The sequence below is a fragment of the Billgrantia aerodenitrificans genome, from assembly GCF_021404405.1.
Lineage (GTDB): Bacteria > Pseudomonadota > Gammaproteobacteria > Pseudomonadales > Halomonadaceae > Halomonas > Halomonas aerodenitrificans.
In genome coordinates this window covers 244,225-256,905 of sequence record NZ_JABFTV010000001.1, presented here as the reverse complement: position 1 = coordinate 256,905, position 12,681 = coordinate 244,225, and the positions used below count along the sequence as shown (strand labels likewise).

Annotated in this window: 16 protein-coding genes; 10 read left to right on the top strand and 6 right to left on the bottom strand. The window is 60.9% G+C overall.

Going from position 1 to position 12,681, the window contains the following annotated elements; genetic code table 11:
* Positions 1-20: 20 nt before the first annotated feature.
* The 3 genes from HOP59_RS01200 to HOP59_RS01190 all read right to left on the bottom strand — a co-directional run bounded on the left by HOP59_RS01200 (position 21) and on the right by HOP59_RS01190 (position 2,871).
* On the bottom strand, positions 21-1,274 hold the full coding sequence (locus HOP59_RS01200) for an MFS transporter (RefSeq protein ID WP_234252489.1): 1,254 nt from the start codon (positions 1,272-1,274) through the stop codon (positions 21-23).
* Positions 1,252-1,851 carry a TetR/AcrR family transcriptional regulator gene (locus tag HOP59_RS01195; RefSeq protein WP_234252488.1) on the bottom strand — a complete coding sequence of 200 codons (600 nt, stop codon included), beginning with the start codon at positions 1,849-1,851 and terminating at the stop codon, positions 1,252-1,254. The genes HOP59_RS01200 and HOP59_RS01195 overlap by 23 nt, the downstream gene beginning before the upstream one ends.
* 111 nt (positions 1,852-1,962) lie before the next feature.
* Positions 1,963-2,871 carry a helix-turn-helix domain-containing protein gene (locus HOP59_RS01190; RefSeq protein WP_234252487.1) on the bottom strand — a complete coding sequence of 303 codons (909 nt, stop codon included), beginning with the start codon at positions 2,869-2,871 and terminating at the stop codon, positions 1,963-1,965.
* Positions 2,872-3,039: 168 nt separating this feature from the next.
* Here HOP59_RS01190 and HOP59_RS01185 point away from each other — a divergent pair, with 168 nt between their 5' ends.
* Positions 3,040-3,804, top strand: coding sequence for an SDR family NAD(P)-dependent oxidoreductase (locus HOP59_RS01185; protein WP_234252486.1), 765 nt, complete (start codon positions 3,040-3,042; stop codon positions 3,802-3,804).
* A 505-nt stretch (positions 3,805-4,309) separates the two neighbouring features.
* On the top strand, positions 4,310-4,894 hold the full coding sequence (locus HOP59_RS01180) for a tetratricopeptide repeat protein (RefSeq protein WP_234252485.1): 585 nt from the start codon (positions 4,310-4,312) through the stop codon (positions 4,892-4,894).
* An 11-nt stretch (positions 4,895-4,905) separates the two neighbouring features.
* On the opposite strand, the gene HOP59_RS01175 is transcribed toward HOP59_RS01180, so the two are convergent.
* Positions 4,906-5,793, bottom strand: coding sequence for a LysR family transcriptional regulator (locus HOP59_RS01175; protein ID WP_234252484.1), 888 nt, complete (start codon positions 5,791-5,793; stop codon positions 4,906-4,908).
* A 105-nt stretch (positions 5,794-5,898) separates the two neighbouring features.
* Here HOP59_RS01175 and HOP59_RS01170 point away from each other — a divergent pair, with 105 nt between their 5' ends.
* From HOP59_RS01170 to HOP59_RS01155, 4 genes are all read left to right on the top strand, one after another.
* Positions 5,899-6,549 (top strand): glutathione S-transferase family protein, encoded by a 651-nt coding sequence (locus HOP59_RS01170; RefSeq protein WP_234252483.1) that lies wholly within the window; start codon positions 5,899-5,901, stop codon positions 6,547-6,549.
* A 30-nt stretch (positions 6,550-6,579) separates the two neighbouring features.
* Positions 6,580-6,990, top strand: coding sequence for a VOC family protein (locus tag HOP59_RS01165; RefSeq protein ID WP_234252482.1), 411 nt, complete (start codon positions 6,580-6,582; stop codon positions 6,988-6,990).
* A gap of 168 nt (positions 6,991-7,158) precedes the next feature.
* Positions 7,159-7,524, top strand: a complete 366-nt coding sequence (locus HOP59_RS01160; RefSeq protein ID WP_234252481.1) for a polysaccharide deacetylase family protein — start codon at positions 7,159-7,161, stop codon at positions 7,522-7,524.
* Positions 7,525-7,701, top strand: coding sequence for a DUF1289 domain-containing protein (locus tag HOP59_RS01155; protein ID WP_234252480.1), 177 nt, complete (start codon positions 7,525-7,527; stop codon positions 7,699-7,701).
* Between the two features lie 73 nt (positions 7,702-7,774).
* Here the strand turns inward: HOP59_RS01155 and HOP59_RS01150 are convergent, their stop codons facing one another.
* Positions 7,775-8,188 (bottom strand): type II toxin-antitoxin system VapC family toxin, encoded by a 414-nt coding sequence (locus tag HOP59_RS01150; RefSeq protein WP_026038312.1) that lies wholly within the window; start codon positions 8,186-8,188, stop codon positions 7,775-7,777.
* Entirely contained in the window at positions 8,185-8,415 is a 231-nt protein-coding gene (gene vapB / locus HOP59_RS01145; RefSeq protein WP_234252479.1) for a type II toxin-antitoxin system VapB family antitoxin, read from the bottom strand. The genes HOP59_RS01150 and vapB overlap by 4 nt, the downstream gene beginning before the upstream one ends.
* A 258-nt stretch (positions 8,416-8,673) precedes the next feature.
* On the opposite strand from vapB, the gene HOP59_RS01140 reads away from it, so the two are divergent.
* From HOP59_RS01140 to HOP59_RS01125, 4 genes are all read left to right on the top strand, one after another.
* Entirely contained in the window at positions 8,674-9,216 is a 543-nt protein-coding gene (locus HOP59_RS01140) for an HD domain-containing protein (RefSeq protein WP_234252478.1), read from the top strand.
* Between the two features lie 471 nt (positions 9,217-9,687).
* A complete protein-coding gene (locus HOP59_RS01135) occupies positions 9,688-10,929 on the top strand; it encodes an NAD(P)/FAD-dependent oxidoreductase (RefSeq protein ID WP_234252477.1) in 1,242 nt (413 codons plus the stop codon).
* A 218-nt stretch (positions 10,930-11,147) separates the two neighbouring features.
* Positions 11,148-11,984, top strand: a complete 837-nt coding sequence (locus HOP59_RS01130; RefSeq protein ID WP_234252476.1) for a PAAR domain-containing protein — start codon at positions 11,148-11,150, stop codon at positions 11,982-11,984.
* Complete coding sequence (locus HOP59_RS01125) at positions 11,974-12,582, top strand: tetratricopeptide repeat protein (protein WP_234252475.1); 609 nt, start codon at positions 11,974-11,976, stop codon at positions 12,580-12,582. The genes HOP59_RS01130 and HOP59_RS01125 overlap by 11 nt, the downstream gene beginning before the upstream one ends.
* Positions 12,583-12,681: the final 99 nt, after the last annotated feature.

The following is a 12,681-nucleotide window of genomic DNA, read 5'->3' as shown; positions in this document are numbered from 1 at the left end:
GTATGGCTGCCCGGGGTTTCTCACATGCTCCGAATATCCTGGGCAGGCAACAACAGCAGGAGCCCCAGACAGAGTACGGCGGTTACCTGGAAAACGCCGGCCATGTCCCAGAGCTTCGCCCCAACCCCAGCGAGGGTGGGCGATATCAGTTGTCCAGCGGAAATGAGAAAGAAGGTCAAACCAAAACCTGCGGAAGGTGCCTCAGGGAAACAAGTGACACTCCAGATACCGTATAACGCGGTGATGAGAATGAACATGGCGCCGAACACCACTGCCGACAGGGTCAGCACCAGCATGTCTCCACTCGCCATAGTAAGTATTGCGATCGAGGCCGCAATGGCCAGCGACGCCCACTGCAATACCCTGGCCAGCCCGAAGCGAGTCACCAGCTCGCCGGCCAATCCACCCGCCACACCAGCGATGCCGACCACCATCCAGAACATCACGCGCCCTGCATCAGGCAGGTCATTCTCTCCCGCTATCAAATCAACGGAAAACGTCCAGTAAACGGACGTCACCAGCCCGAACAACAACGCGCCCAGCAGTAAACGGCACACCGCCCTGTCTTTCAACTTGCGCCTCAGCAATACCCGCATGGGCTCATGACCAGTGCGAGTATCATCTGTACGCTCTTTGCCAGCACGTTCCTGATCATCGGCTTCGCTCGCATGGCCCGGCATGATGAAAAGATTCCAAAGCGTGGCAATCAACGCGATAAATGCAAAGCACAGCCAAGCCAATTGCCAACGGGGCCCCGCAAACAGCGCCAGGGGGCCAGATACCATGACACCAAAACTGGTGCCCGAATTGATGATGGCATAGTAGCGACTCTGCTTTTCCGCGCTGCACAGCTGCTTGATGGCATCGGAAAGCGGTGGATAAGCCAGCCCCGGGCTACAACCGGCAAGCGTAACTCCCAGTGCCAGCCATATCGGGTTATTGGCCAGTCCGATCAATGACATACCCAGCGTTGCCGTCGCCCCACCCAATAAGATCGGCAGGCGGGCACCGAAGCGGCGCACCAGAAAGGGACTGACAAGCGTTGCCAGCAGATACCCCAGATAGGAAGCGCTACCAATGGCACCCACTGTCGCCTGATCCAACATGAAATCCTGCCTGATGGCAGGAACGAACAAGCCATAGGTATAGCGCGACAGCCCATAAGTAGCAGCCACTATCAAGAGGCCGGCGCCGACCACATTGAAAGGTGAGTTGCGCTTCAGCAGGATGGGTGGGCACCTATTCATAGGCCTATGAAGCTTCGCCACGCTCATGAGAGAGCATGTTGAGGGAAGCCTTCAAGGCAACCTCGACGGGCCATTCCTGCATGAAGTTCTGCGCTTGAACGATGGCGCCATCGAAAAGTGAATAGACCACATCGACCAGCTCATCGAATCCGCCAGATGTCATCGTATCCCGGTACTGATCCAGAACATGGTCGGCAACAAATTGCCTTACTCGATTCTTATGGTCGCGCACGCAGGCCCTGACTGGGCTCTCCTCACTGCTGAACTCCCCGGCCATATTGATGAACCCGCAACCACGGTAGCCCTCTTCACGCAGCTGGTCGTACCACATGGAGTACATGGCGACGATACGTTTATCGGCCGATAGGTGCTGGCCAACACGCTCGCTCAGCTGCTGCATCCAGTTCTCTTCGCGCTGCCTCAGCCAAGCAATGGCGAGATCCTCCTTGCTCGGGAAATGGGCATAGAAACTGGCCTTGGCGACGCCGGACTCGCTGATGATCTGATTGATGCCCGTCGAACAATAGCCCTGGCGGAAAAACAGCCGGCTGGCTGTCTCGATAATACGTTCGCGAGGCCGGGAAATCGGGGATGTAGTCATCATGACAAAGCACCGAACAGACAAGTCTGTCTATACGATGGACACCAGCATACGATACGTCAAGGGATTTGCCGGGCGCTTGCCGGGATCGGAGAAAGCCCAAGCCGCAGACCTCTAGCCGTGCTCCGGGTTGCGATAGGCGCTTGGGGGAATACCGACATGGCGGCGGAACACCTGCGAGAAGTGGCTCGGGCTCGAATAGCCAACCTCCATCCCGATATCGATGATGCTGCGGTCGGTATCCAGCAACAGCTGACGGGCGCGGTCCATGCGCAGACGGATGAAGTATTGAGATGGTGAAAGCCCCGTCGCCCGCTTGAACAGCCGGCTGAAGTGGTACTCGCTCAATTGCGCCGCTTCAGCCAAGTCCGCCAGGGAAAAGGATTCGGCAAGCCGCTGTTCCATCAAGTCGATGACTCGCCGCAGTTTGTAGGCTTGCAGCGCGTTGCTGCGCCTGGCTGCGGCCTCCGGGTCACGGTAAGTCCGAACGAGATGAATGGCCAGTGCCTGGGCCAGGCCATGGACGAACAGCGAGCTGGGCTCACGGCGTTTGATCAACTCCAGCCGAATCTGCTCGAGCAGCATCCGCACCAGGTCGTCCCGTTCGCCGGAAACGTCGAGGAAGCGGATCGGGCCGACCTGGCTGCCCAGCAGGTCGTGGACTGCTCGATCGACCAGCGCATGAGTGAAGTAGAGGTGCATCACCTCGAAGGTATCGCCCCCTTGGGTCTGCCAGCGCATCTCGTAGGGCAGCTCAGCGCTGGTCAGAAAGAAGTCCCCCTCCTGCACCTGCGCTGATTTCCACTCGCCGCCCAGCGCGCGCTCCTCGACCCTCGCCGATCCGGCCAGCACCATGACCAGCAGCGGTTCGGCCACGGCCGGAACCAGTATGGGTTCCGCGATGCTGCGATGCGTGAATAGCTGCAGTACCACATCTTGCAGCCCAGCGCGTTGCGGCAGCGCCAGGTGCTCGCTCGGCATGCTCCGCAACATGGACTCGGCTGGGACTCGCAAGATGTCCATCAACGGCACTCCTCGGCGCTACTCTTCAGCGCAAAATCGCAATAGCCGGCGCAAGCCTGCAAAAGCCGCTCCCGCCTTCCTGCACGATAGTGAAACCGTCATCAACCACCGCACCCGCTGGGTGCCGGCCGGCGAATGCCTCGCCTGGCCCCGACTCTGGAGGTAGACATGACTGACATCATAGACACTGCTCCCCACGAAGTTGAAGGCAAGATCGCGCTGGTCACGGGTGCTGCCAGCGGCATCGGTAAAGCCATTGCGCTGCTGCTGCACGCCCGGGGTGCAAAGGTCATCGCAGAAGACCGCAATCCCGCCGTCGAGGAGCTGGCCCGGCCGGGCCTGGTGCCGCTAGTGGCCGACATCACCCAGGACGGCGCCGCCGAACATGCGGTTGCCCAGGCGGTCGAGGAGTTCGGCCGGCTCGATATCCTGGTGAACAATGCCGGCATCATCATCAACAAGCTGGTCGAGGACATGACGCGCGAGGACTGGGAGCGCATACAGGCCGTGAACGCGACGGCGGCGTTTCTGCATTGCCGCGAAGCCGTGAAAGCGATGAAGCCGAACAGATCCGGCGCGATCGTCAATATCGCCTCGTACGCCTCTTACTTTGCCTTCCCGACCATTGCGGCATACACCGCATCGAAGGGCGCCCTGGCCCAGTTGACCCGCACGCTGGCGCTCGAGGCCATCGAGCATGGGATCCGCGTAAACGCCGTCGGGGTAGGAGATGTCGTGACCAATATCCTGAACGACGTCATGGAAGATGGCCCTGGCTTTCTGGCCCAGCACGGTGAGGGCGCGCCCATTGGTCGCGCGGCGCAACCGGAAGAGATCGCTGAAGTGGTCGCCTTCCTGGCCTCGGAACGCGCGAGCTTCATGGTCGGCTCTGTCGTCATGGCCGACGGCGGCATGACCGTCGCTGCAGGCTGAGCCAGGGAATTGCCCATCATCAACACCAAAGAAACCTCGCCGCCACCGAGCGAAGGCTCGGTGGCGGCCGGCTCGTTCCTTGCTCGCCCACCGGCGGAATATCAGCTTGTCGTATCGCTTGGCCCAAGGTGACGCTTAAAGAAATCGATCAATAGCTCATGGTGACGATTCTCTCCCTCACTTCCCGGCAGGTGATCCTCGCCCTCGTAGTAATGGACTTCCGGCTGTCGCCCATGCCGACCAAGCCGCTGTTCGAGTCGCTTCGTCATCTCCACCGACCACAGCCCAGAATGGCATAGGCTCTCCTTTTCCTCAGCCATACGTCGTGTCGATTCCACTTTGCACTATACGAGCCACGGCATGGCTCCCTTACTCTCCCACCATCTGTAAGCCCAGGCTGAAATTTCTGTAAGCCATATCTCAACTCTGCCCTCGCACGTGGCCAGCTGCACCAAGCGGGCAATAATCCTTTCATCACTGCATGGACAGGAAGCGAGGGATCAGGATGAACCCAAGGAAGATTGGCAGGATTTCGCTCACCGTCACCGCCCTGCTGCTTGCCGCCGGCTCACCGGCCAGCGCTGAGCCTCCGGCGTATTACCAGGAGCGTGCCGGCGCAGCGGTCATGGAAGCCCAAGGGGATGCGGAGCAGCTCGAAGCCGCGCTGGCGATCTACGATGAGGGGCTGGAACGACACCCCGACGACACCGAGCTTCGCAACAGCCGAGCCAACCTGCTCGCCGGCATGGGCCGCTACGAAGAAGCCAAGCGCGATCTGGACCTGCTGCATGAAAAGGGCTTGCACAAGGAAGGGCTGCTGCTGCGCTGCATGTTGCTCGAGCGCTTGGCAGGCGTCACGGACGATACCATGGCCTGTTATGCGGAGGTGGAAGCCGCCTACGTCACGGCCGACGAGCTCGACTCACAGCCGGACGCCAACCACGTGCTGGCAGCCCGCCTGGCCGACTCACCCGAGTTCGAGGTGCTCTTGCTGGAGTGGCAGTCCAGCGGCAACGCCGCACAGGAGCCGATGCTGGCGGAGATGCTGGAGATGGAGCGAGGGGAGCTGATACGGCAACTGCTGCCCTGATCAGAAACCAGCTACAGCGACACCCCCTGCAAGTGCTGCCTGGCGGCATCGATGAAGGCGCGCACGTTCGGGTGGTCCCGGCGGCCGCTCTGGAACAGCAGTGAGATGGGCAGCGCGGGGGCGGTGTCATCGCTCAGGATGGTTTCGAGCCGCCCTGCCGCGACATCCTCGGCGATCTGATAAGAGAGCGTGCGCACCACACCGAGCCCGGCGACCGCAGCGGCAATGGCGGCGTCCACATGATTGACCGACAGCCGGGCGGGACGCCCCGAACGCCGAACCTCGTCGAAGCCCAGCCCACGCTGCGACACGGCCTCGTTCTCGATCACAATCAGATCATGCTCGCGTAGATCGGCCAGCGAGTTAGGCCTGCCACGTTCCGCGAGATAGGCCGGGCTCGCGCTCAGCACTCGCCGCACCTGGCCGATTCTCAGCATGTGCAACGAGCTGTCCGGCAGCTCGGCGATGCGTACCGCAACGTCTATGCCCTCCTCCACCAGGCGCACCACCCGATCCAGCAGCAGCAGCCGAACCTGCAGCTCGGGATACTGCCGCAGCAGCTCCACCACCACCGGCAACACATGCATCCGGCCGAACATCACCGGCGCCGTCACCGTCAGGGTGCCGCGGGGCGCCGAGCGATTGCCACGCACGCTGTCGAACGCCCCATCGATCTCGGCCAGTCCCGCCCGACATCGCTCCAGGAACAGCGCGCCCTCCTCGGTCAGCCGAACGCTGCGCGTGGTGCGCCTCAGCAGCTGAACGCCAAGGCTCGCCTCCAGCGCCGCGATGGTCCGCGTCACGGTGGTGGGTGACATGCTCAGCCGCCGCCCCGCCTCGGCAAAGCTCGACTGCTCCGCCACGCAGATGAAGGTCCTCAGCGTTCGCAGCCTGTCCATCGCGTCTCCTCGCCCTCGCCAGCCCGCCACCGAGCATTATCGTCGAAAACCGCAATGATGAAGTGCGATTTCGGCGGATTCTCTCAACCAAGGGCGAGAGCCAGAATGCGAAGGACGGACATGAACCCCGAGGACAACCGCATGAAGCTCTACCATTTCCCACTCTCAGGCCACGCGCATCGCGCCGCGCTGTTCCTCTCCCTCGCCGGAGTCGAGCATGAGCTGATCGAAGTCGATCTCGCCGCCGGCGCCCACAAGCAGCCGGAATTTCTCGCCCTCAACGCCTTCGGCGAAGTACCGGTGCTCGACGACGACGGCACCGTCATCGCCGATTCACTGGCGATTCTCGTCTACGTGGCCAGGAAGGTCGGCCCATCCCATTGGCTGCCGTCCGATCCCGCCGACGAAGCGCGGGTGCAGCGCTGGCTCTCGGTGGCGGCCGGCAAGATCGCCTACGGCGCCTGCGCCGCCCGGCTGATCACCGTGTTCGGCGCCCCCTTCCGTGCCGAAGAGGTGATCGGGCGCGCCCACGCCACCCTCGCCGTGATGGAGCAGACGCTGGAAGGCCAGCGCTGGATCGCCGGCACGGCCCAGCCCACCATTGCCGACGTCGCGCTCTACAGCTACGTCGAACGCGCCCCCGAGGGCAACGTGGACCTCTCCGGCTACCCGAGCGTGCGGGCCTGGCTGCGCCAGATCGAAAGCCTGCCCGGTTTCGTCCCCTTCCAGCGCACACGCGCCGGGCTTGAAGCCTGAACCATCCCCTTTCTACCAGGAGTCATCACCATGCGTTTCGACACCCTACGCCTCGACCATATCGGCATTCGCGTCACCGATCTCGCCATCGCCGAAGCCTTCTACGCCAAGCTGGGCTTCCTGCGCGACCCTGAAGAGTACGCCCCCGAGGCCAAGGCCAGCGGGCTCGTGCACCCCACCGGCCTGCGCATCCATCTGATCTACAACGGCGAGCCCGCCGAAGTGGGCAACGTGCTCCTCGACGCCCCGATCAAACGGCCCGGCTACACCCACGCCGCCTTCATCGTCGAGAGCATGGACGAACTGGTGGCCTGGCTGGCTCGCGAAGAGATAGCGATCACCGAAGGGCCGGTCACCATGGGCCACGGACGCCGCAGCGTCTGCTTCATCCGCGACCCCGACCGCAACGTGCTGGAGTTCAACGAGATCCTGGCACACTAGAAAACCAGCAAGCCATGATGTGCTCCATGGGCCACGGATGGCCCCGCATCTCCAACCCTGCCCGTGCGATCGGAATGTCGGGCAGTGAACTGTGTGGCTCAGCCCGCTAAAGTGGGCATCAGGTCGCCAATGAGTCCTGGCTGGCCGGCCAAACGTTTTGGAGATGCAATGATTGCCAAGAAAGAACGCGGCAAGATGGAGCGACGGCTGAGCGCTGCGCTGACTCACGCCTGCGAGCAGGCCAAGCCCCTGCTGCCCGGCTTCTGCTGGCTGACCCATGAGGTCGATTACCAGCGCTTTCCCGAGAGCCTGGTGGTGACCTGGGTGTTCGACACCCACCCCAACCTGGCGAATGCGCTCAAGGGCGATGCCCGGCGCCACATCGCCGACCTGACCGCCGAGGCGCTGGCCGAGGCCGGCCTCGATGTCAGCGACGCCTCGCGGCATCTCGATTTCGACAGTGAAGAAGCCTGTGAGCGAGAGCACGGCGGCGACTGGCAGCGCAGGCTACGCACCAAGCCAACGAGGCATTGAATGGCGAAGAAGATCGAAAGCCCGTGCGTCTCGATATGCCAACTGAAAGGCGATCTCTGCATCGGCTGCGGCCGCACGATCGAAGAGATTCGCCACTGGAAAGCCATGAAGCGGCCGGAAAAGATGAAAACGGTGAAGCGCGCCGATGAGCGCCTGAAGAAGTTACCGCGCGGTTAAGGCAGCCTGAACGGAAGAACGCCCCTCAAATCTTTAAGCGTACCGCCTTCCGGCGGTACGCAACGAAAGGCCGTCAATGGCACCAGTCTTCGTAAACCAAGGCTTTGATACGGCCGAATTCACGAACATTGTTGGTGACCAACGTACAGCCAGAGGCAATGGCGTGTCCTGCTATCGCCGTGTCGTTAGGTCCGATGGGTGTCCCAGCGCTAGCCAGCTCGCTCATCACCTCCACCGTCGCATCCACGGCTGGCTGATCCCACGCCAATACGGCATCAAGACGCATCACGAACTCATCGACCAACATCTTGTGCTTGGCTGATGCCTTCTTGCCAATTTGGCCATAACGCATCTCGGCGTAAGTGATGGCAGAAACGACTATCCGATTGCCCTTCTCAACTTCAGTGGCCAAGCGCTGGATCACCGATACTGGGTGCTCACGCATGATGAATGAGCAAATGCATGTATCGAGCATGTAGGTCGTCACAGATGGAACCTACCTTCATCACCCAGAACTGTTGGCCGTTCTTGCAGGAAGTCGTCATCGGCTTTCGGCAGATCATGCAGAGACGCCCAGGAAGGCCGAACGGGGCGAAGGGTGATGACATCTCCCACCCGCGTGATTTCCAGCTCTCTAATGCCTTCATAGGCCATGTCGGCGGGCAGACGGACTGCCTGATTCTTGCCGTTCTTGAATATTGAGACGGTACGCATTTTTACCCCCGCATATGCTTTGCATAGGACACTATAGTATCTGCGCCATGCATATGCAAGACCTATGCAAACAATGAATCGGACACCTGCCTACCGGCCCAAGCGGCGCTAGCGGCGCGTTACTTGGAGCACGCCAACTCAGCACCTATCAATGTTGCCCTACGTGAGAGGCCCGAGGCCGAGGGAACTCTGGCATCATGATGGTGAGAAGATGAGGGTTAATGTGAGGGACAAGGTGAAGCGGTGGGAGTTGCCGAAATGAACGACATGATCGAACGAGCGGCACTGTTCAGCCGGGCCGCCCATCAGGCCGTGGGCCAGCGGCGCAAGTACACCGGCGAGCCCTACTGGCAGCACCCGGCGACCGTCGCCGAGATGGTGGCGGCCGTGGAGGCGGCGACAGTGGAGATGATCGCCGCCGCCCACCTGCACGACGTGCTCGAGGATACCGCCGTGACGGCGCTGGACATCGAGGAGTGCTTCGGCCAGCGGGTCGCCGTCCTGGTTCAGGAACTGACGGATCAATTCATTGATCCGGAAATCGGCAACCGCGCTCACCGCAAGGCGCTGGAGCGCGACAGGCTGGCGCAGGTCTCCCCAGAGGCGCAGACCATCAAGTACGCCGACCTGATCGACAACACCGTCAGTATCGTCGCGCGGGACCGCGGCTTCGCCCGGGTCTACCTGGCTGAGAAGCGCCGGCTGCTGGAAGTGATGACAGCGGGTGACCAGGCGCTGAGGCGTCAGGCATGGAGCGTACTGACGGAAGGCGAAGCGAAGATGCGCGGCATTGCGCGATGAACAACGCAGCCGCCCGGGCCTCATCAGCTCGAGCCCCATCGCTACCGTTCACGAAAGACTGGCAAGAGCGACCGTACAAAAGTTACCGAGCGGTAATTTTCCCGCGAACCGAGCCTTGATCACCATGGGAGATTACCGAGCGGTAATTTTCCCGTTGCGAGCCGCCGGAATCAGCACCCGTCCCACCCGACCTTGATCAGAGCCTAGCCAGATCATGCCAGACCATGGCGGCCCTCAGTGCAGCACCTACACTATCGGTAATGGCGCAAGCAGGCCCAACAGCCAGCCACAATCAAAAATCCCATTCAGCCCCATGGCCACGGGCAAATATTCTGCCATGACATGCAGATATGGTGTCTTTATCTTAATTTTCAGCAGGTAGCCGATTTTCTGGGAAGTGCTGATAAACTCCGCGCAATGACAGGCTCTGCCCCGGCGGAGCTTCCATATTCCATCGGCAGGGAGTCCTTCATGGCCCGCAAAATCATCGTTCTTGGTGCCGGCATGGTCGGCGTATCCGTAGCCTGGCATCTGGTGCGTCGCGGTCATGACGTCACGCTGGTGGACCGCCGCGAACCGGGCCTCGAGACCTCCTTCGGCAATGCCGGCATCATCCAGCGCGAGGCGGTGCGCCCCTACGCCTTCCCTCGTGATGTCGCCACCCTGCTGCGTGTGGTGCCCAACCGCCAGGTGGACATCCGCTACCGTCCCACCGGCATGCTCAGCGCGGCGGGCCCGCTGCTGAACTACTGGCTGAACTCGAGCGGTAAGCGCTACGAGCGCATCGTGACCGAGTGGGCATCGCTGATCATGCGCTGCCAGGATGCCCACGCGCCGATGATCGAAGCCGCCGGCGCCGAGGCGCTGGTACGCAAGGGCGGCTGGCTGGAGCTTTACCGCACCCAAAAAGAGTTCGAGGAGCGCCAGAAAGAAGCCCAGGAAAACCACGAGCGCTTCGGGGTCGAGTATGAAGCGCTGGACGCCGAGGCGCTCTACGCCAAGGAGCCGCATCTGGCCAAGGGGCTGGTCGGGGCGATCCACTGGACGCAGCCCTGGATGGTCTCAGACCCGGGCGGCCTGGTGCAGGCCTACGCCCGCAGCTTTGCCGCACAGGGCGGCCACATAAAGCAGGCCAGCGTCGAGGACGTGCTCCAGGTCGAGGGCGGCTGGCGAGTCAATACCAGCGAAGGCCCCATGGAGGCAGAGCAGGTAGTGGTAGCCCTGGGCCCCTGGGCCGGAGAGCTGCTGGGAAGGCTGGGCATGAAAGTGCCGCTGTTCGTGAAGCGCGGCTACCACATGCACTACTCCGCCGAAGGGGATGCCAAGCTCAACCACTGGGTGATGGATGCCGAGAAAGGCTTCCTGCTCGAACCGATGCGTGCCGGCATTCGCCTGACCACCGGCGCCGAGCTGGCCGATCTGGAATCACCGCCCCAGTACAAGCAGCTGGCCGCCGCCGAGAAGGTGGCACGCAAGCTGTTCCCGCTGGGCAAACGCCGCGACAGCCAGCCCTGGAAAGGCGCCCGCCCCTGCCTGCCCGACATGAAGCCGGTGATCGGCCCCGCCCCCAACAAGGAAGGGCTGTGGCTCGCCTTCGGCCACGGCCATCAGGGCTTCACCTTGGGCCCGGCCACCGGCGAACTGCTCGCCCAGATGATGGATGGCGAAGAGCCCGCGGTGGATATGGCACCGTTCCGGGTCGACCGCTTCTGAAGGTGAGGCAACTACCCCACTACGAAAACGGGCGCCCTTGAGGCGCCCGCTTATGTAAACAATGGCTGGAGTTGGGTCGCCAGCACATTAGCTCTGTAAGATATTTCTCCCCCTTGCCGTAAGCGATTTCTCAAATTCCCACCCAGCGGTAGCCAAGGCGCCAAATCTAGCGATAATCGGTAACCGCACCATGGGCATGGGGTAGAAGGGAAGAAACCATGGATCTTGCGAAGGTTGGCGACAAGGTAGCTTGCTCCTGCAAGGGTGGACCGCATCGGATCGTTTCCGGTGCAAGCACTGCCAAGGTGGATGGCATTCCCGTCGCCAGAGTCGGCGACAAGAGTTCCTGTGGCGCCAGCATTACCTCCGGCGTGGCGTGGTATCCAATCGAGGGCTCAGCTGCAGCCATCGATGGCAGCGCTACGTCGTGTGGCGGTTACGTCGAAGCGGCTTCTACCATAGCCACCGGCTCCCCAACTGGAGCAAGCTCACAAGCAGCAGGCTCGCTAGCGCGTATGCGTTCGCTTAGGGTGCCCGGGAATCAAAATGACTCATTCAGGACCTCATTTACCGAAAACTCCCCAGAAGCTGAATACGAGTATGTCGCCTCCAAAACCGAAGTGATCATGAATCAGCCAGCCTATCTCTTCGTCGAAGGTATTGGCAGTAATGGAGGATATATCTTTCGGGTCCATGTCACGATTAGAGATAACACGCTTCATCTATCGGCACGTGGTGGAGCAATCGCAGCACAAACCCCAGGTGGAGGCACGGCCATTCTAGCCATGCGTGCCGAGCTCAGGGATGGCGATCAGTTACTGGAATCGGCAGTTCTTCAGAATAACGGAATCAATGCTTGGCCGGATGAACCTCTATATAGACCGGTAGGCCACGCCTCCTTTTCCTTACCCGAACCACAGCCTGGCAAGACGCTTTCTCTTTACCTCCAAGGGACCTTCCAGTACCAGACCAGCGCAGGATCAGCAGCACCGATGCCACCCAGCACAAGCAAAACGATTTCCATTCAGGTAGCTGAGAAACAGCATGCTCCGTAAATTATTTTTTGTCATTTCGCTGACTATTCTCCTCACGGCCTGCCAGGAAGGTAGAGGCAATGATATCGCTAGCGATTCCATCGAGCTTCAAAGGAAAGCCAACGAAGAAACTGCTCTCGGCATTGCAGAGGGAAACAATGAGAGACTAGAAAAAGCGAAAATTCTTATCGAGCAGTCGCTCGAGGCCGATCCTGGGAATCACTTCGCGCTGATCAACAGAGCCCAAATTGCCATCTATCAGGGAAATTACGAGCTTGCTCTAAGCACGGTGGAGCGAGCTTATGACATCGCACCGAGCAACGACTCTCTCCCCCTTTTTCGCTGCATGCTGATAGAAGAAGTCGAGAGCAATGAAAGCGCGAGGGAGTGCTACTCAGCAGTCGAGGAAAGTTACGCCGAGCGGCACGAGGCAGATGGAGAAATTCCTGCCAATTGGGTGGGAGCGGCCATTCTAGGTGATAGCCATGCTGCCCCAGAGCTGGCCGAAGCATATCTTGAGCAGGAAAAGGCCAAGGGCAAGATGGAAGCAGAAATTGCCGAGATGACAATCGAGAGCCTCCAAGATGGAAGCTATGTGGGCCAAGTAATGATGCGGTAGCAGCCTTTATCGGATAGTTACCACCCAACCAAACTCAGAAATTATCAACGCGAGCTAAGGAAGCGCTAAACAACACAACCGCAGCTGCCTGGCAGCCAC

Bases quoted from the DNA above. Each gene is read 5' to 3' on its own strand.
- HOP59_RS01180 (WP_234252485.1), top strand. From the start codon at position 4,310: ATGAACCCAAGGAAGATTGGCAGGATTTCGCTCACCGTCACCGCCCTG.
- HOP59_RS01190 (WP_234252487.1), bottom strand. From the start codon at position 2,871: ATGGACATCTTGCGAGTCCCAGCCGAGTCCATGTTGCGGAGCATGCCG.
- HOP59_RS01135 (WP_234252477.1), top strand. From the start codon at position 9,688: ATGGCCCGCAAAATCATCGTTCTTGGTGCCGGCATGGTCGGCGTATCC.
- HOP59_RS01185 (WP_234252486.1), top strand. From the start codon at position 3,040: ATGACTGACATCATAGACACTGCTCCCCACGAAGTTGAAGGCAAGATC.
- HOP59_RS01170 (WP_234252483.1), top strand. From the start codon at position 5,899: ATGCGAAGGACGGACATGAACCCCGAGGACAACCGCATGAAGCTCTAC.
- HOP59_RS01160 (WP_234252481.1), top strand. From the start codon at position 7,159: ATGATTGCCAAGAAAGAACGCGGCAAGATGGAGCGACGGCTGAGCGCT.
- HOP59_RS01125 (WP_234252475.1), top strand. From the start codon at position 11,974: ATGCTCCGTAAATTATTTTTTGTCATTTCGCTGACTATTCTCCTCACG.
- HOP59_RS01140 (WP_234252478.1), top strand. From the start codon at position 8,674: ATGAACGACATGATCGAACGAGCGGCACTGTTCAGCCGGGCCGCCCAT.
- HOP59_RS01165 (WP_234252482.1), top strand. From the start codon at position 6,580: ATGCGTTTCGACACCCTACGCCTCGACCATATCGGCATTCGCGTCACC.
- HOP59_RS01195 (WP_234252488.1), bottom strand. From the start codon at position 1,851: ATGATGACTACATCCCCGATTTCCCGGCCTCGCGAACGTATTATCGAG.
- HOP59_RS01200 (WP_234252489.1), bottom strand. From the start codon at position 1,274: ATGAGCGTGGCGAAGCTTCATAGGCCTATGAATAGGTGCCCACCCATC.
- HOP59_RS01155 (WP_234252480.1), top strand. From the start codon at position 7,525: ATGGCGAAGAAGATCGAAAGCCCGTGCGTCTCGATATGCCAACTGAAA.
- HOP59_RS01130 (WP_234252476.1), top strand. From the start codon at position 11,148: ATGGATCTTGCGAAGGTTGGCGACAAGGTAGCTTGCTCCTGCAAGGGT.
- vapB (WP_234252479.1), bottom strand. From the start codon at position 8,415: ATGCGTACCGTCTCAATATTCAAGAACGGCAAGAATCAGGCAGTCCGT.
- HOP59_RS01175 (WP_234252484.1), bottom strand. From the start codon at position 5,793: ATGGACAGGCTGCGAACGCTGAGGACCTTCATCTGCGTGGCGGAGCAG.